The 16,917-nt window shown below is 68.9% G+C and carries 14 protein-coding genes; 4 read left to right on the top strand and 10 right to left on the bottom strand.

The window, feature by feature from the left end; all coding sequences use genetic code 11:
* The first annotated feature begins 3 nt into the window (after positions 1 to 3).
* Entirely contained in the window at positions 4 to 1,020 is a 1,017-nt protein-coding gene (locus tag ACX1DX_RS08995) for a LacI family DNA-binding transcriptional regulator (RefSeq protein WP_459396324.1), read from the top strand.
* Positions 1,021 to 1,050: 30 nt separating this feature from the next.
* On the opposite strand, the gene ACX1DX_RS08990 is transcribed toward ACX1DX_RS08995, so the two are convergent.
* Both ACX1DX_RS08990 and ACX1DX_RS08985 read right to left on the bottom strand, forming a co-directional pair.
* A complete protein-coding gene (locus ACX1DX_RS08990) occupies positions 1,051 to 1,809 on the bottom strand; it encodes an ATP-binding cassette domain-containing protein (RefSeq protein ID WP_076061300.1) in 759 nt (252 codons plus the stop codon).
* Positions 1,802 to 2,986 (bottom strand): ROK family transcriptional regulator, encoded by a 1,185-nt coding sequence (locus ACX1DX_RS08985; protein ID WP_459396323.1) that lies wholly within the window; start codon positions 2,984 to 2,986, stop codon positions 1,802 to 1,804. Before ACX1DX_RS08985 ends, ACX1DX_RS08990 begins: the two co-directional genes overlap by 8 nt.
* Before the next feature lie 145 nt (positions 2,987 to 3,131).
* On the opposite strand from ACX1DX_RS08985, the gene mmsA reads away from it, so the two are divergent.
* The 3 genes from mmsA to ACX1DX_RS08970 all read left to right on the top strand — a co-directional run bounded on the left by mmsA (position 3,132) and on the right by ACX1DX_RS08970 (position 7,294).
* A complete protein-coding gene (gene mmsA / locus ACX1DX_RS08980; RefSeq protein ID WP_459396322.1) occupies positions 3,132 to 4,694 on the top strand; it encodes a multiple monosaccharide ABC transporter ATP-binding protein in 1,563 nt (520 codons plus the stop codon).
* 31 nt (positions 4,695 to 4,725) lie between these two features.
* On the top strand, positions 4,726 to 6,048 hold the full coding sequence (locus ACX1DX_RS08975) for a sugar ABC transporter permease (RefSeq protein WP_459396321.1): 1,323 nt from the start codon (positions 4,726 to 4,728) through the stop codon (positions 6,046 to 6,048).
* Positions 6,049 to 6,148: 100 nt separating this feature from the next.
* Positions 6,149 to 7,294 carry a substrate-binding domain-containing protein gene (locus ACX1DX_RS08970; RefSeq protein WP_459396320.1) on the top strand — a complete coding sequence of 382 codons (1,146 nt, stop codon included), beginning with the start codon at positions 6,149 to 6,151 and terminating at the stop codon, positions 7,292 to 7,294.
* 99 nt (positions 7,295 to 7,393) lie between these two features.
* Here ACX1DX_RS08970 and ACX1DX_RS08965 read toward each other — a convergent pair whose 3' ends face one another.
* The 8 genes from ACX1DX_RS08965 to meaB form a co-directional block, all read right to left on the bottom strand.
* Positions 7,394 to 8,035 carry an aminodeoxychorismate/anthranilate synthase component II gene (locus tag ACX1DX_RS08965; protein ID WP_245244011.1) on the bottom strand — a complete coding sequence of 214 codons (642 nt, stop codon included), beginning with the start codon at positions 8,033 to 8,035 and terminating at the stop codon, positions 7,394 to 7,396.
* Between the two features lie 154 nt (positions 8,036 to 8,189).
* On the bottom strand, positions 8,190 to 10,100 hold the full coding sequence (gene pknB, locus ACX1DX_RS08960; protein ID WP_459396319.1) for a Stk1 family PASTA domain-containing Ser/Thr kinase: 1,911 nt from the start codon (positions 10,098 to 10,100) through the stop codon (positions 8,190 to 8,192).
* Between the two features lie 67 nt (positions 10,101 to 10,167).
* The gene (locus ACX1DX_RS08955) at positions 10,168 to 11,595 is read right to left on the bottom strand and encodes a peptidoglycan D,D-transpeptidase FtsI family protein (RefSeq protein ID WP_182764187.1); all 1,428 of its coding nucleotides are present in this window, start codon (positions 11,593 to 11,595) and stop codon (positions 10,168 to 10,170) included.
* Complete coding sequence (locus ACX1DX_RS08950) at positions 11,592 to 13,007, bottom strand: FtsW/RodA/SpoVE family cell cycle protein (protein ID WP_459396318.1); 1,416 nt, start codon at positions 13,005 to 13,007, stop codon at positions 11,592 to 11,594. Before ACX1DX_RS08950 ends, ACX1DX_RS08955 begins: the two co-directional genes overlap by 4 nt.
* Complete coding sequence (locus ACX1DX_RS08945) at positions 13,007 to 14,530, bottom strand: PP2C family protein-serine/threonine phosphatase (protein WP_459396317.1); 1,524 nt, start codon at positions 14,528 to 14,530, stop codon at positions 13,007 to 13,009. Before ACX1DX_RS08945 ends, ACX1DX_RS08950 begins: the two co-directional genes overlap by 1 nt.
* Positions 14,530 to 14,991: an FHA domain-containing protein FhaB/FipA gene (locus tag ACX1DX_RS08940; protein WP_459396316.1), complete on the bottom strand. Its 462-nt coding sequence runs from the start codon at positions 14,989 to 14,991 to the stop codon at positions 14,530 to 14,532. The genes ACX1DX_RS08945 and ACX1DX_RS08940 overlap by 1 nt, the downstream gene beginning before the upstream one ends.
* Complete coding sequence (locus ACX1DX_RS08935) at positions 14,992 to 15,687, bottom strand: FHA domain-containing protein (protein WP_182764184.1); 696 nt, start codon at positions 15,685 to 15,687, stop codon at positions 14,992 to 14,994.
* Positions 15,688 to 15,827: 140 nt separating this feature from the next.
* Positions 15,828 to 16,850, bottom strand: coding sequence for a methylmalonyl Co-A mutase-associated GTPase MeaB (meaB, locus tag ACX1DX_RS08930; protein WP_076061278.1), 1,023 nt, complete (start codon positions 16,848 to 16,850; stop codon positions 15,828 to 15,830).
* Between the last annotated feature and the right edge of the window lie 67 nt (positions 16,851 to 16,917).

The following is a 16,917-nucleotide window of genomic DNA, read 5'->3' as shown; positions in this document are numbered from 1 at the left end:
CGCATGTTCCCCAACTCCTCCCGCCCCACGATGCGTGACGTCGCCCGCGCGTCAGGAGTGGCCATCAAGACCGTCTCCCGCGTCATGAACGGCGAGCCGAACGTCGCGTCCGCCACGGCGGAGCGCGTGCTCCGCGCGGCGGACGAGATGGGCTACGTGGTGCACCAGCAGGCCTCGGACCTGCGTCGCCGCGACGGGGGCGTGGGGGCGATCGGGTTGCTGCTGTCGAGTGTGGGCAACGCCTTCGACTCGCACCTGCACCGAGCGGTGGAGCGGGTCGCCAACGACCACGGGATGATGACGCTGGCGGCCAGCACGCAGGACGACCCGGACGTCGAACTCGCGCGCCTGCGCGGTTTCGTGGCGCGCCGGCTCGACGGGCTGATCGTGCTCACCGTGCGCGAGGACCACTCGCTGCTGGCCCGTGAACTCGAGCGCGGCTGGCCCGTCGTCTTCGCTGACCGCCCGGCTCCCGACGTCGACTGTGATTCCGTGACCTCCGACAACGCCGGCGGCGTCCGGGCGGCCGTCCAGCACGTGCGCGGGTACGGGCACACCAGGATCGCCTTCCTGTCCAACCTGCAGGTGATCAGCACCTCGAGGGAACGCACCGCGTGCTTCCGCGAGGCCACCCGTGACCTTCCGGACTGCACCGTGACGACGGACCTGGGAGACGAGGCGGCCGTGATCGCCGCCATCGAGCGACTCATGGGATCCGACGCGCCGCCGACAGCCATCCTGTCCGGCCGCAACGACATCACGATCGCCACCGTCCGGGCGCTGCAGCGGTTGGGTCTGGAACGCTCCGTCGCGCTGGTGGGCTTCGACGACATCCCGCTGGCCGACCTGGTGCGACCGGGCATCACGGTCATCGCGCAGGACCCCGACGCGCTGGGAGAGCTGGCGGCCACCCGGCTGATCGCCCGCGTCCGGGGGGAGAGCCTGAGCCCGGAGCAGGTGGTGGTGCCGACGCGCCTCATCGTCCGGGGCTCCGGCGAGATCACAGCCGGGCGTTCCTGACCATGGGCTCCGCGCCGTCGAGCCGTCGGCTCAGAGGCGCGCGGCGGGCTTCGTGTGGCGCGTGGCGCCGGTGATGGCAGAGAGCACGTTCTCGTAGGTTGCCTCGTCCACCGCGAACGAGCCGTTGTTGCGGCCGTGGCGCAGCACCTCGATGCGGTCCGCCACGGAGCGCACGTCCGCCAGGTTGTGGCTGATGAGGATGACGCCGAGGTTCAGCTCCCGGAGTCGCTCCACGTGGCTCAACACCTCTGCCGTCTGGCCCACCGACAGCGACGCCGTGGGCTCGTCCAGGATCACCAGCCGCGGGTCTGTGACGAGGGTGCGCGCGATGGCCACGCACTGCCTCTGCCCGGCCGAGAGCTGGTGGAGGGGGACGCTCAAGTCCGGGATGCGGCTGCTGAGCTGGTCCAGGTACTGGCGGGCTAGGAGCTCCATGCGTGACTCGTCCAGCAGCCCGTCGCTGCGGGTCAGTTCGCGGCCGAGGAAGATGTTCGACGGCACGTCCAGGCTCTCCACCAGCGCGAACTCCTGGAACACCGTCGCGATGCCGAGCGCGATGGCAGCCTTGGCCGATGCGATGGCCACCGGCCGGCCTGCCAGCCGGACCTGCCCCGCGTCGGGCTGGTAGACGCCCGCGACGATGCGGGCGAGGGTGGACTTGCCGGCCGCGTTGTCGCCGACGAGGCCGACCACCTCGCCCGCGCGGACCGTGAGGTCCACGTCGACCAACGCCTGCACGCCGCCGAAGGTCTTGTGCACGGATCTGAGCTCCAACAGCGGTTCAGCCACGTTGTTCCCCTCCCGAAGATGTTTCCAGCACAGACGTCAAGGACATCATGTCGAAGACGCGGGCGACGACGCCGAGGGTTTCCGCTTCCTGCCCGAGCTGCCCCGGCACCAGGAGGGAGCCCGCGTCGGCGAGGAGTGGTCTGGCGCCCAGGGCGTCGAGCATGGGCCCCAGCAGCACGTCGGCGGCCTGGGCCAGCGGCCCGCCCACGGCGATGCGGTCCGGCCCGACGGTGGTGGCCATGTCTGCGAGCGCGGCACCGATCGCGGCCCCCGCGTCGGCGACGACCTGCCGGCAGCCCCTGTCGCCCGAGTTCGCCGCCGCCACCATGTCGCGCAGCGACAGGGGGCCGTGGCTGATCCGGACCAACTCGCGCAGGGCCTCGATCGACACGACGGTGTTCAGGCAGCCGCGGGCACCGCAACGGCAGATGGCCCCGTCCGGAGCGACCCGGACGTGACCGAGCCCCGCCGCGGGAGCCGAACCCGGGCGCAGCACGGCACCCCCGAGCACGATCGTGGAATCCGTCACCTCACCCACGCGCACGTACACGCCGCACGCCGCGCCGCGCAAGGCCCCGATGCGGGCCTCCGCGAGGGCGGCGGCGTCGGTCTCGCGCTCCACCAGGACGGGCCGGTGCAGTCGCCGCTCGATGACGTCGGCCACGTCGACGTCGTCCCACGTCGGCAGGCCGACGACGGCGCCGCCGCGGTTGGCGGACGGCATCGCGACGCCGATCCCCACCAGCTCTCCCACCGCGAGCCCGCGTTGATCGGCGAGTTCCGCGGCCAGCATCGCGGCGCGGTCCAGGGTGGTGTCGAAGCGATGCTCCGGCGGCAGCGGCAGGTGCTGCCGGGCCACCTGGGTGTAGCCGGCGTCGACCAGCGACATCTCGAGCGCGCGTGGGCGGATGTGGATGCCCAGGGCGAGGGAGGTGACGCGCGCCAGCGTGACGAGCTGGGCGCGGCGTCCGGAGCGCGTCGTCGCTGACGTCTCGACGGCGCCGGCCGCGAGCAACTGCTTCACGATGTTGGAGACGGTGGCGGGGGAGAGGCCCGTGGCGGCAGCGAGCTCGACCTGGGTGAGCTGGCCGTAGAGCTTCACCGCCTCGAGGATGCGGGCGCTGTTCGCCTCGCGTAGCGAGGCCTGGGAGCCGGGCGCTCCGCTGCTTTCCCTCATGCGGCAACCCTAGCAGCGCATCAAGGCTTGAACGCAGTATCACGAAACGGTAACGGTTGAGTTCAAGGCTTGACGTCAATGGTGGAGGCCCGTACATTTATGACATCGTTGACATAGAGGACAGCGACAGTCGAAGGAGACGTAGATGACCGCTGAGCAACTGCTGCTCGAGATGCGCAACATCACGAAGGTGTTCCCCGGCGTGAAGGCGCTCGACGACGTCACCATGTCCGTGCGTCGCGCCGACATCCACGCCATCTGCGGGGAGAACGGTGCCGGGAAGTCCACCCTCATGAAGGTGCTGTCCGGGGTCTACCCACATGGCACGTACGAGGGCGAGATCCTGCTCGAGGGGGAGGAGATGCGCTTCAACGGCATCAAGTCCTCCGAGGAGCACGGCGTCGTGATCATCCACCAGGAGCTGGCCCTCATCCCGGAACTGTCCATCACCGAGAACATCTTCCTCGGCTCAGAGGTGATGCGCGGAGGGCTGATCGACTGGGAGGCGGCCCGCAGGCAGGCCGTCGACCTCCTGGCCCGCGTCGGCCTGGACATCAGCCCCGACACCCAGGTCAAGACGCTCGGCGTCGGCCAGCAGCAGCTGGTGGAGATCGCCAAGGCCCTGTCCAAGAACGTCCGGGTCCTCATCCTCGATGAGCCCACCTCGGCGCTCAACGAGGACGACTCCGCGCACCTTCTGGACCTCATGCGCGGGCTCAAAGCCCGCGGCATCACCTGCCTGATGATCTCCCACAAGCTCAACGAGATCGCCGCGGTCGCCGACGCCGTCACCGTCATCCGCGACGGCCGCACCGTCGAGACCTACGACGTGGTGGCCGGGCAGGTCGACGAGGACCGCATCATCCGCGCCATGGTGGGCCGCTCGCTCGAGAACCGCTACCCGCACCGGACCCCGAAGATCGGTGAGACCCTCGCCGAGGTGCGCGGCTGGAACGTCGAACACCCCAGCGTCCCCGGCCGCCTCGTCGTCAAGGACGCCAACTTCACGGTGGCGCGTGGCGAGGTGGTGGGCTTCGCCGGCCTCATGGGCGCCGGGCGCACCGAACTGGCGCGCAGCATCTTCGGCCACTCGTACGGCACCTACCGCTCCGGCGAACTGCTCATCGGCGGCAGGCCGGTGCACGCGAACACCGTCCAGAAGGCCATCGCCGCCGGCATCGCCTACGTCACCGAGGACCGCAAGAACCTGGGCCTCAACCTCAGCGACGACATCAAGGCCACCGTCGTCTCGGCCAACCTCAACGGCATCGTGCGACGGTTCCTGCTGCAGCCGCGCCTCGAGGCCGAGGTGGCTGAACGGTACCGGCGCGAGCTGCGGATCAAGAGCTCTTCGGTCGACGTCGGCGTGGCCACGCTTTCGGGCGGCAACCAGCAGAAGGTGGTGCTCAGCAAGTGGATGTACTCCTCACCCGAGCTGCTCATCCTCGACGAACCGACGCGGGGCATCGACGTCGGTGCCAAGTACGAGATCTACAAACTCATCCATCAACTCGCCGATGAAGGCAAGGGCGTGATCGTCATCTCCTCGGAGCTGCCCGAACTGCTCGGCATCTGCGACCGGATCTACACGATCTGCGAAGGCCGGATCACCGGCGACCTCCCGGCGTCCGAGGCGGATCAGGAAACCCTGATGCGCCGGATGACCACCACGTCCACCGCGCCGGCGGCCCCGGCTCTCTCCGCCTGACGGCGCAGTCACCATGGAAGATCGAACCATCATGAAAGCTCTCAAGCAGGTCTTTGGAGGCAAGCTCCAGCAGTACACGATGGCATTGGCGCTGATCGCGCTCGTCGTCGTCTTCAACGTCATCTCTGGCGGCCGGATGCTGACCTCGTCCAACTTCCAGAACCTCATCTCGGGCAACGCCTACGTGCTGATCCTGGCCATCGGCATGGTCATGGTCATCGTCATCGGACAGATCGACCTCTCGGTCGGCTCGGTGGCCGGCTTCGTCGGGATGAGCGTGGCCATCTCCATCGCCCAGTACGGCTTCCCCTGGTGGGCGGGCCTCCTGCTCGGCCTCGTCCTCGGCGTGCTCGTGGGCATGTGGCACGGCTTCTGGCTGGCCAAGATGGGCATCCCCGGGTTCATCACCACCTTGGCGGGCATGATGATCTTCCGCGGTCTGGTGATCTGGATGTCGCACTCCATCTCCGTGCCGGTGCCCGCGCAGTTCTCCTACCTCGGCGCAGGCTACCTGCCCGAGTGGGGCCCGGCCTGGACCGGTCTGAACAACTCGACGCTGCTGCTCGGGCTCCTCGCGCTGGCCTGGTTCGCGTACAGCGAGGTCAACCGACGCCGCCACGCCAAGGCCCGCGGCTCCGAGATCCCGCTGTGGGTCACCGGCACCCGCGTGGTCCTGATCGCAGCCGTCATCGGCTACGTCACGTGGCTGTTCGGCAGCGGCCGCCCCGGCACGTCGTTCCCCATCCCCGGCCTGATCCTCGTCGTGCTCGTGATCATCTACCACACCATCACGCAGCGCACCCGCTTCGGCCGCCACATCTACGCCGTCGGCGGCAACAAGGCTGCGGCCGCGCTCTCGGGCGTCAACACCCAGCGCACCTACTTCCTCGTCATGACCAACATGAGCTTCCTCGCGGCCGTCGCGGGCATCCTGTTCATCGGTCGCTCCACCGCCGCGGGCCCCTCCGACGGAACCATGTGGGAACTCGACGCCATCGCCGCGGTCTTCATCGGCGGCGCCGCTGTCTCCGGTGGTATCGGCACCGTCGTCGGCTCGATGGTCGGTGGCCTGGTCATGGCCGTCCTGAACTCCGGACTCATGCTCATGGGCGTGGGCGCGGACCAGACGCAGGTCATCAAGGGCCTCGTCCTTCTGGCCGCCGTCGCCTTCGACGTGCACAACAAGAACCAGGGCAAGCCGTCGATCATCGGCACGCTGATGCGCAACGTCGGAAAGAAGCCCGACGTCGCGGAGGTCCCCGCCGGGACGCCCGAGGCCCAGCAGCTGGCAGGTACCCCCGAGGTCCCCGTCGAAGGCCCGGCGACCGACACCAAGGCCACCATTCCGTCCTGATCCCGGCCGACACCGGCACCCCTTGTCACCCCCCTTTACCGGCATTCCGCCACCCCACCCCTGGGCGATGCTGCCCAAAATCTCCGAAAGGAACACCACCATGAAGTTGAAGCGCACAGCCGCAGTCGTGGCAGCACTTCTGATCTCCTCCCTCAGCCTGACGGCCTGCGGCGGCGGACGGGGCGGCGACGCCACGGCGGCCGGCGACGGCACCACCCCGGCCGCCGGTGAGGCCAGCACCGCCGGCACCGAGGGCGGCTTCCCGGCCGACGCCACCATCGGCGTGGCCCTCCCGTGGCTGGGCACCCAGAACTGGAAGGAAGCCGAGACCATGTTCGAGGCGCAGCTCACGGAGGCCGGGTTCACGCCCCTCATCCAGAGCGCCGACCAGAAGGTGCCGCAACAGCAGCAGCAGATCGAGGCCCTCATCGAGCAGGGTGCCAAGGTCATCGTCGTCGGCCCGGTCGACGGCACCCAACTGGGCTCCGTGCTGACCAAGGCACACGACGCTGGAGTCGCCGTCATCGGCTACGACCGGCTCATCGAGAACACCGACGCCGTCGACGCGGTCGTGCAGTTCGGCTCGGTCCGCACGGGTGAACTGCAGGGCGAGTCGCTCCTCGAAGGCTTGGAGGCCACGGGCCCCGGCCCTTACAACATCGAACTCTTCGGCGGCGGCCCGGCCGATCCCAACGCCCCGAACTTCTTCAAGGGCGCCATGAGCGTGCTGCAGCCCAAGATCGACGACGGGACGCTCGTCGTCGTGTCCGGCCAGACCGACTTCACCCAGGTCGCCACGCAGGACTGGGACAACGCCAAGGCACAGTCGCGCATGGATTCCCTGCTCTCAGGCTTCTACTCCGACAAGGAGATCCACGGCGTCCTCTCGCCGAATGACGGCATCGCCCGCGCCATCCTGACCTCGGTGAAGCAGGCCGGTCAGTCGAGGATCCCGGTGGTCGACGGACTGGACGCCGAGAACGAGTCGATCGTCTCCATCGCCAAGGGCGAGCAGTACTCCACCGTCGCCAAGCCGACTGACGCGTTGGTCGCCAAGACGGTCGAGCTGATCACGGCCCTCCAGTCGGGAGCAGGCCTCCCTGCCGCCGATACCCAGGAGAACAACGGCACCAAGGACGTCGACATCTACCAGCTCGACCCCGTCGTCGTCACCAAGGCCAACGCCGCCGAGGTCTTCGCCAACGACGCTGACCGCATGAAGCTCTTCGAGGACAACCTGGCCTGACCAGACTCGTGAGAGCCGACCGCGCGTCGTGGCCGCTCGACTGAATGGGAGAAGCCGCCCGGATCCGTCAGGATCCGGGCGGCTTCCGCGTGCTCTTGGTCAGCGGCTCAGGTCCGCCGTGACCAGGGGCGAGAGCCCCGCGGCGCGGGCGGGGGCGTCGGTGTCGCCGCACTCCGTGAGCCAGTTGGCCAGCATCTGGTAACCGCCTTCGGTGAGGACCGACTCCGGGTGGAACTGCACGGCCTCGACGGCGAGCTCGCGGTGCCGCACCGCCATGATGACGCCGCTCTCGGTCCGCGCGGTGACCTCCAGGACCTCTGGAACCGAGTCCTCCATGATGGCCAGCGAGTGGTAGCGGGTGGTGGTGACGGGCGAGGGCAGCCCCTTGAACACGCCCGTGCCCTCATGGAACACGGGTGAAGTCTTGCCGTGGAGCTGCTCGGGCGCTCGGTCCACGACGCCGCCGAACGCGACGCCGATCGCCTGCAGGCCCAGGCAGACGCCGAAGATGGGCTTCACGCCGCTGAGGGTGCGCACCACGTCGATGCAGACGCCGGCGGCTTCAGGCGTGCCGGGGCCGGGGGAGATCAGGATGCCGTCGAAGCTCTCGTGCCAGCGCTCGTCCGCGAAGCGGGGGTCGTCGTTGCGCCACACCTCGACCTCCGCGCCGATCTGGGCGAGGTAGGACACGATGTTGTAGACGAACGAATCGTAATTGTCGATGACGAGGATGCGGGCCACTGAGCCATTGTGCCACCGCGGGCGCGGTGTGGCCCCGCCTCTCCACCGGCACGTACCCACGGCAGGAGAACGGTAAACGTCCACCAGGTGGGGTGACCCCCCTCTTTTCGAGGGGGGTACCTGCATCTGGCGGACGTCTATCGGGTGCGGCCGGCTACGGCGTCGGTGATGCCGCCGGGCTGGAGGCTGCCGGGGGCTCCGAGGCGGGGGCCTTGGCGACCTTCACCTCGAAGGGCTGGTTCCGCGGCCACGGCTCATCCCACACGGCCTCCTGCTCGAAGACGACTCCGGGCACCTGCGCAGTCGACTCCTCCTCCACCACTGTGATGGTGAAGCCACGTTCCGCGGCGGCGGCGGTGGCGTCGGCCTGGTTCAGGCCGGTCAGGCGCGGAACGATCGAGTTGCCCGTCGCCACATACAGCGTGATGGGCGTGTCGATGGCGACTGCGGTGCCCGGGGCCGGTTCGGTCTTGATGACGTCGCCCAGGTTGGCCTGCGGGCCCTCCTCCCTGGGATCGGCCTGCACGGCCTCCTGGATGTTGGTGAAACCGCTGGCGGTCAGCAGGTCCACGGCGGCGTCGTAGTTGATACCCGTGACCGTCTCCGGGATGGTGCGGGTCTCGACGCCGGTGGACACGAACAGCGTCACCTCGGAGCCGGGTTCCAGTTCCACATCGGCGACAGGGTCGGTCTCCACGACCTGTCCACGGTCGTCGGCGGTGCCGGGGCGCTCCTCGACGACGGGCTGGAGTTCGGCGTTGCGTACCACGTTCTCCGCCTGGGCGCGGTTCATGCCGATCACGTCCGGCATGAGCGCCAGTTCCACCGTCGGGCTCTCCGACGGCGAGGGGGACGGGCTGGGCGTGGGCGACTCGGTACTGGGCGACGGCGACGGCGAGAGCGACACCGACGGCGTGGGCGACGGCGTGGTCTCCGTGGGGCCGGGCGGGTTGAGCAGCATCAGGAGGCCGATGATCAGGCCGATGACCACGAGCCCGCCCACGACGGCCAGCACGATCATGCCGGTGCGGGAGCGGGGCTCGTCCTCTTCGTCGGCGAGGTGCTCGATGGGCACCATCGGCGGTGGCGCCACCGCCGAGTTCGTGGAGGCGACGGTGGGGTCTGCGGGCATCACGCCGCGGCGGGCGGTCGTCGTCATGGGGTCAGAGGGGATCACCTGCGTGGGCACGTCCGCTGGAGCGGCGGCCAACACCGGCTGGCCGCTGAGGGAGCGCAGGATGTCCTCGCGCATCTCCGAGGCGTCCTGGTACCGGTCCCTCGGGTCCTTCGACAGCGACTTCAGGACGATGGCGTCCATCTCCGGCGTGACTTCAGGGTCGATCTGCGACGGTGGGACGGGCTGTTCGCGGACGTGCTGGTAGGCGACGCTCACCGGCGAGTCGCCCTTGAACAACGGCTGCGAGGTCAGCAGTTCGTAGAGGAGGCAACCGACGGAGTAGATGTCGGAGCGGTTGTCGACCTTCTCGCCGCGCGCCTGCTCCGGCGACAGGTACTGGGCGGTGCCGATCACGGCGGCGGTCTGCGTCATGGTGGCAGACGTGTCCGCCACGGCGCGCGCGATGCCGAAGTCCATCACCTTGACGGTGCCGTTGGACGTCATCATGACGTTGGCCGGCTTGATGTCGCGGTGGATGATCCCGGCGCGGTGCGAGTACGCCAGTGCGTCCAGCACGCCGGCGGTGAACTCCAACGCGCGCTCGGGTACGAGTTTGCGCCCTCCGCGCAGCACGTCACGCAGCGTGACGCCCTCCACGAGTTCCATCACGATGTAGGGCACCGACACGTTCGAGATGGTGTCGAGCTGCTCGCCGGTGTCGTAGACGGCGACGATGTTGGGGTGGTTCAGCCCCGCGGCCGACTGGGCCTCCCGACGGAACCGGGCCTGGAACGTCGGGTCGCTGGCCAGGTCGACGCGTAGCCGCTTGATCGCGACGTCACGTTCCAGCCGCACGTCCCGCGCGCGCCACACCTCGGCCATGCCACCTCGACCAATGACTTGATCGAGTTCGTAGCGGTTGCCGAGCAGGGCTCCTCGCTCTGTCATCGCACCCGGTCCTTTCGGTTTGTCACGCACCATCTTGAAGCATGCACATGAGAGAAGTCTGAGAAGTTCACCGCAGGGCCTCCACAACAGCCTTGAAGATGGGGGCGGCCAGGCGGCCGCCGGAGATGTCGTCGCGCTCCACGTCGGCGTTCTCGATGAACGACACGACGGCGACCTTCGGGTCTTCGGCGTACCCCACGAACCAGGCGTACGGCGGGCGGTCCGGGGACGTCTGGGCGGTGCCCGTCTTGCCGCCCACGACGACGCCGTCGATCTGCGCGGGCCGCCCGGTGCCGTCCTCCACGGTGGCCACCATCATGTCGCGCAGGTGCTGCGCCGTGGACTCCGAGATGGGGCGGCCCAGCGACGACGGCTGGGTGGCGGTGAGCACGGTGAGGTCGCGGTTGGTGACGGTGGAGACCAGGTGGGGGCGCATCATCTCCCCGCCGTTGGCGATGGCGGCCGCCACCTGCACGATCTGTAGCGGGGAGGCGGCCACGTCGAACTGGCCGATGGCGGTCAGCGCGGTCTGGGCCTCGTCAATCTCCGTGGGGAAGCGGGAGGTGGCTGCCGAGATGTCGATGGTCTGGTCCTGGTTGAACCCGAACTTCTCCGCCATCTCGATCATCTTCTCGGCGCCCAGCTCCAGCCCGATGTTGCCGAAGGCGGTGTTGCACGACGTCTTCATGGCCTGCTCGAGGGTGACCGTGGTGCCGCCGCAGTTGGTGGAGTTGCCCATCGACCGCGAGGAGTTGGGAAGCCGCAGCGACGCGGGCGCGTCGACCTCCGTTGAGGGCACCATGCCGTCCTCGAGGGCGGCCGCCGCGGTGATCAGCTTAAAGGTCGACCCCGGGGGGTAGACCTCGCGCGTTGCCCGGTTCTTCAGCGGTTCCTCGGGGGCGTTGAGCAGTGCTGACCAGGCGTCGCGCTCCGCGGCGAGGTCCACCGTCGCGAGGCTGTTGGGGTCGTAGGTGGGCGTGGAGACCAGGGCCAGGATGGCGCCGGTGGTGTAGTCCATGGCGACGACGGCGCCGCGCTGGTTGCCGAGCGCGGCCACCGCCGCCGCCTGGGCGGCGGGGTTCAGCGTGGTGGACAGGTTCGCGCCGCGCCCCTGCCTGCCGCTGAGGATGTCGACCACCCGGCTCGCCGCCTGTGACGTCGACGTGCCGGCGAGTTGCTGGTTGTAGCTCTGCTCGAGCCCGGAACGGGCGTAGTCGTAGGAGTACCACCCGGTCACCGAGCTCCACAGCTCAGGGGCGGGGTAGGTGCGCACGTAGGGGAACCGGCCGGAGCGCTCCACCGACTGCGCGATGGGCGTGTTGCCCACCAGGATGGTGCCGCGGTTGCGGGAGAACTCCGCGTCGCGGACACGGCGGTTGCGGCCGTCCTCGTTGAGCGAGTCCGTCCGCACCACGGAGATCCAGGTGAGGTTGACCAACAGCGCGGCCAGCAGGAGTGCCACGAAGGAGGCGACCTTGCGAATGGGTCCGTTCACCGGTGGATCACCGCCGTCGCGTCGTCGAGGGACGAGGCCTCGAGCTGGGCGACATCCTGCGGCGCCGCAGTGGCGGCCTGGGGCTGCCGGCTCCGGTGCGAGATGACCATCAGGATGCCGATGATGATCCAGTTGGCGATCAGCGACGAGCCGCCCTGCGACATGAACGGCGTGGTGAGACCGGTCAGCGGCAGCAGGCGCGTGACGCCTCCGATGATGACGAAGACCTGCAGCGCGAACACGAAGCTGAGGCCGGCGGCGAGCATCTTTCCGAAACCGTCCGGCGAGGTCACGGCGGTCTTGAAGCCGCGGGCGATCAGGAGCGCGTAGGCCAGGATGACGGCCATCAGGCCGACCACGCCCAGTTCCTCGCCGATGGCGGCGGCGATCATGTCCGACTTCGCCAGCGGGGTGAGCCCGGGGCGGCCGAGCCCCCAGCCGCGGCCGAACAGCCCGCCCCAGCCCAGGCCGAACTGGGCGGAGATGATCTGGAGGTTCCGGTCGTAGTCGGAGAACGGGTCCAGCCACGCGTTGACGCGGCGCGGCACGTGGCTGGTGAAGTTGTAGGCCGCGATGCCGGCGGCGACGAACGCGAGCCCGGCGATGATCGGCCACGCCGGCCGCTCCGTCGCGATGTAGATCATCACGGTGAACAGGCCGAAGAACAGCAGTGAGGTGCCCAGGTCGTTCTGGAACACCATGACGGCCAGCGACGCGAGCCACATCACGGCGATGGGGCCGAGGTCTCTGGCGCGCGGGAAGTCGATGCCGAGGAAGCGCTTGCCGGCCAGGGCCAGGAGGTCGCGCTTCTCGTAGAAGTAGGCGGCGAACGCGATGGCCAGCATGATCTTGGCGATCTCGGCCGGCTGGAACGAGTAGCCGAACACGCGGATCCAGATCCGCGCGCCGCCCGACGCGTGGCCGATGAACGGCGCCAGCGGCAGCAGCAGCAGGATCAGGCCGCCGATGAACAGCAGGTACGGGTAGCGCTGGAGGCGGCGGTGGTCGCGCAGCAGGAAGACGACCAGCGCGAAGAGCACCAGCCCGAGTGTCGTCCAGACGAGCTGCATCGTCGAATCCGTGCGGACCGGCTCAGGGATCTGGTCGATGCGGTAGATCATGGCCAGGCCGAGGCCGTTGAGGAGGAAGACCGTGGGCAGGATCACGGGGTCTGCGTAGGGCAGCTTGAAGCGCACCACCAGGTGCGTCGCCAGCCCGAGGCCGTACCAGAGCGCGGCCGTCAACGGCATGGTGGTGGGCAGCTCACCGTAGAGGTTGAGGTTGGTGATGACCCAGCCGGCGAACCCGAAGCTCTGCGCCAGCACGAGCAGCAGCAGCTCGACGTTGCGCCGCTTCTTGTAGACGATGACCTCATCCGCCACCTGGGGCATCACCTGCGCCTGCGCGGACATCAGCAGTCCTCCAGGTCGGCCTCTTCGCCCGGGGCCGGCTCCAGCGTGGCCAACTCCTCGCCGAGGGTGGGCGTCTCCAGGGGTTCAGGGGTGTGGGGCGCCAGCAGCGGGGGGACGTGCGCGGTGATCGGCGACCCGGGCGACGTGGTCTGCAGCGGGTCCCCGGGCAGGCCCGGTCCCTCTTCTACCGGCTCAGGCGACTCATCGGCCGGCCCTGGCGATGCCGATTCCTGCGGCTCAGGAGATGGGGACGCGGGAGGGTTCTCGCGCTCCTGGCGACGCTCCTCGCGGATGGCGACGCAGTTGTCCGCCAGTTCCCGCAGGGTCCCGACGGTGCGTTCCGCCGCCTCGACGGAGCCCACCGTGATGGACGCCTCGACCTCGCCGCGGAAGAAGCGCGGAAGGTTGTCCACCGGGATGTCGGTGCGTTCCACCAGGTTGTGCAGCTCGACGCCCAGCACGTTGCCGGGCACGCCGTTGAAGACGGCGACCTGCCCGTCGTCGGCCGAGACGAAGTACCGGCTGGAGACGTACGAGGAGGTGGCCCACCAGCCGCCGGCCACCACCAGCGCGATCGCGAGGAAGGTGGCGATGATGCCCGGCCAGCGGGGCTTGTCCTCCGTGGGCGCGTAGCGGGCGGCCTCTTCGGCGTCGTGCTCCACCTGCACGTCCGACGGCGTGGTGGGGTAGCCGTGACCAGTGTGCAGCGCCGCGGGGCCGCCGGTGCGGGGGATCTCCACCTCGACGGCGGAGCCCACCAGCAGGGCCGGGGTGGCGTCGAGTTCCGGATCGGCCTCGACGACCTCGCCCAGGACGATGGTGATGTTGTCGTGGCCGCCGTTGTCGTTGGCGAAACGGGCCAGCGTGGCCACCGCGTCGTTGAGGTCCTGGCCTCGCAGCACCTCCTCGATGACGTCGTCGTCGACGAGGCCGCTGAGCCCGTCGGAACAGAACATGAGGCGGTCACCCAGCTGCGCCTCGTGCACCATGAGGTCCGGTTCGAAGTGCACCTGCCCGTTGAGCACCTTGAGGATGAGGGAGCGGTGGGGGTGGGTGGCCGCCTGTTCGGGCGTGATCTTGCCCTCGTCGATCAGCGACTGCACCCAGGAGTGGTCGTGCGTCAGCTGGGTGAGGGTGCCTTCGCGGAGGAGGTAGCCGCGGGAGTCGCCGATGTGGGCCAGTCCGAACTCTGTCCCGTTGAACAGGGCGCCGCAGAAAGTGGTGCCCATGCCGTCGAGTTCGAGGTTGGATTCGATGAGGTCTGTGAGTTTGGTGTTGGACCGGGCGATCATGCCGGCGATCCGCGAGAGGAGCTCCTCACCGTCCGCCGCGCGCACCTCGTCGTGCACGTCTGAGCGGGCCGCCTCCGTGGAGGCCACGGCGGAAGCCAGGTCCCCTGCTGCCGCGCCGCCCATGCCGTCTGCCACCAGCAGCATGGTGGGGGAGGCGTAGCCGGCGTCCTGGTTGTTCTTCCGGATGCGGCCGACCTCTGAGTGGGCGGTGAAGCGGAGGCTGAAGGTCACTAGATCTCCAGTCGCATGAGGGTCTTGCCGATGCGCACCACATCGCCGACGGTGACCCTGGTGGGCTCAGTGACGAGCTTGCCATTGACATAGGTGCCGTTGGTGGACTGCAGATCCGAGATCACCCACGTGGTGGCGTCCTTCTGCACCAGTTGCGCGTGCCGGGCGGAGGCGTAGTCGTCGTCGAGCAGCAGCGTGGAATCCGCGGCCCGCCCGAGGTTGATCGTGGGCTCCACCGGCACGGAGGCGCCCTGCTGCGGGCCGGCCGTGACCGCGAAGCGGGTGGGCAGCTTGGAGCGGTTCTTGCCGCGGCCCCGGTCTGCGGGGATGGCGCTCAGCGAGGACACGGGCACGCGACGGCCGAACATGTCCGTGCGCACCACGTTGGCCACGAAGAGGATGAACAGCCAGAGCAGGCCGAGGAAGGCGATCTTGATCGCCGCGATCACGAGATCCGACACTCAGGTCTCCGAAGGCGTGTGGACCAACATTCTGGTGTTCCCGATCTCGATGCGGGTGCCTTCTCCGATCCTCGTCTTACTGATGCGGCTGCCGTTGACGTGCACGCCGTTGGTGGAACCCAGGTCTTCGATGGTGATGACGGGGTGCTGCGGGTCTCCGGCGACGCTGATGAGCGCGTGGCGGCGGGAGACTCCTGGGTCGTTGAGGCGCAGGTCCGCCTCGTTCCCGCGACCGATGAGGATGCCGGGGGCGATCAGGGGGTGGCGCACGCCGTTGACCTCCAGTACGAGGCGGCCGGGGCGCGGCGATTCCTTGCGGGTCTCCGGCGCGATGGCTTCGGAGGCGACGGTGAACTGGCCCGTCGGCAGGGACGTGTCCAGTTCGTAGTCGATGGAGATGGGGCCGTTGAAGACGTACTGTCTGTCTGCCGCATGGTCGCGGATGGAGGGCAGGATCTCGGCGTTGAGGGTCTTGGAGTAGGGCGCGAGCCTGTCGTAGTCGCCCTGGGACAGGCCGATGGTGAAGGCGTTGGGCACCAGGCGCTTGTCGCGGGAGAGGAGCTTGGCTTCGGCGTCCAGCTCACGCTGGATCCCCGCGACGATCTCGACGGGGTGCACATAGCCCTTGAAGGCCCGTGCGAAGACCTTGCCAACGGCGGATTCGATCCGCTTCTCAGCCTTGTCGAAGACTCCCATGCGCCTCCTTCCCGAGTCGTCCGGACGCAACGGTACCCGCGCAGTCTACCCTCAGGGATGAGGCCACTTCGATTCACGCAGGGTGTTTGCTGACGCCCGCTTCATTCCTGCCCCGCGGTGGTGGCCCCCGGTGGTTCGGGTCACGAGCCGGTGGGACGGGCCCAGGGGAACGTGTCGATGTGCTGGCTGAAGGCCCGCAGGATGGCCGCAGACCCCTCCAGGGCGGACAGCGACTCGTGGGCGATCCGCGATTCCACGCGGTCTGCCACCGCCCGCACCTCGGGCGAGGTGCGCAGCGATTCCATCAGCTCGTCGCGCACCATGTTCCACAGCCAGTCGCGCTGTTGGTCGAGGCGCCGCGCCTGCAGCGAGCCCTCCTCCTCCAGTTCGTTGCGGTGCGCGACCACCGCGTCCCAGAGCGTGTCCAGGCCTTCCCCGGTGTACGACGAACAGGTCAGCACCGGAGCCCGGCGCTTCTCGTTGTCGCTGGTGATGAGCTTCATCGCGATGCTGAGTTCCCGCGCGGCGACCCTCGCCGCCTGCTCGTTGTCGCCGTCGGCCTTCGTGATGGCGATCACGTCGGCCAGCTCCAGGATGCCGCGCTTGATGCCCTGCAACTGGTCTCCGGTGCGCGCCACCTGCAGCATGAGGAAGGTGTCGACCATGCCGTGCACGGCCACCTCGCTCTGCCCCACGCCCACCGTCTCGACCAGCACCACGTCGTAGCCGGCGGCCTCGAGCACCAGCATCGATTCGCGGGTGGCCCGCGCGACGCCGCCCAGGTGCCCGGCCGAGGGCGAGGGCCGGATGAAGGTGTTGTCGTGCTGGGCCAGCTCCGCCATCCGGGTGCGGTCGCCCAGGATGGAGCCGCCGGTGCGCGACGACGACGGGTCCACCGCCAGCACCGCCACCTTGTGCTCCCGCTCCTCGATGAGTTTGACGCCCATGGCGTTGATGAACGTCGACTTCCCGGCGCCGGGTACGCCGGAGATGCCGACGCGGAACGCACGACCTGTCAGGGGCGCGATCTTCTGCAGCAGTTCATGGGCCTGTTCGCGGTGCGCGGGCTTGAGTGACTCGACGAGCGTGATCGCCCGCGCGATGTGCCCGCGGGACCCTTCGACGATGCCCTGAGCCAGATCTTCGACACTCACCTTGCGCATGATGCTGACCCTATCGCGTGGGGTTTTCCCGCTTCCGGGTGCCTCCGGGGATCGGGGCCCCGGTGGC

The sequence above is a fragment of the Tessaracoccus zhenghani genome (genome assembly GCF_054552775.1).
This window is presented reverse-complemented; position numbering and strand designations above follow the sequence as displayed.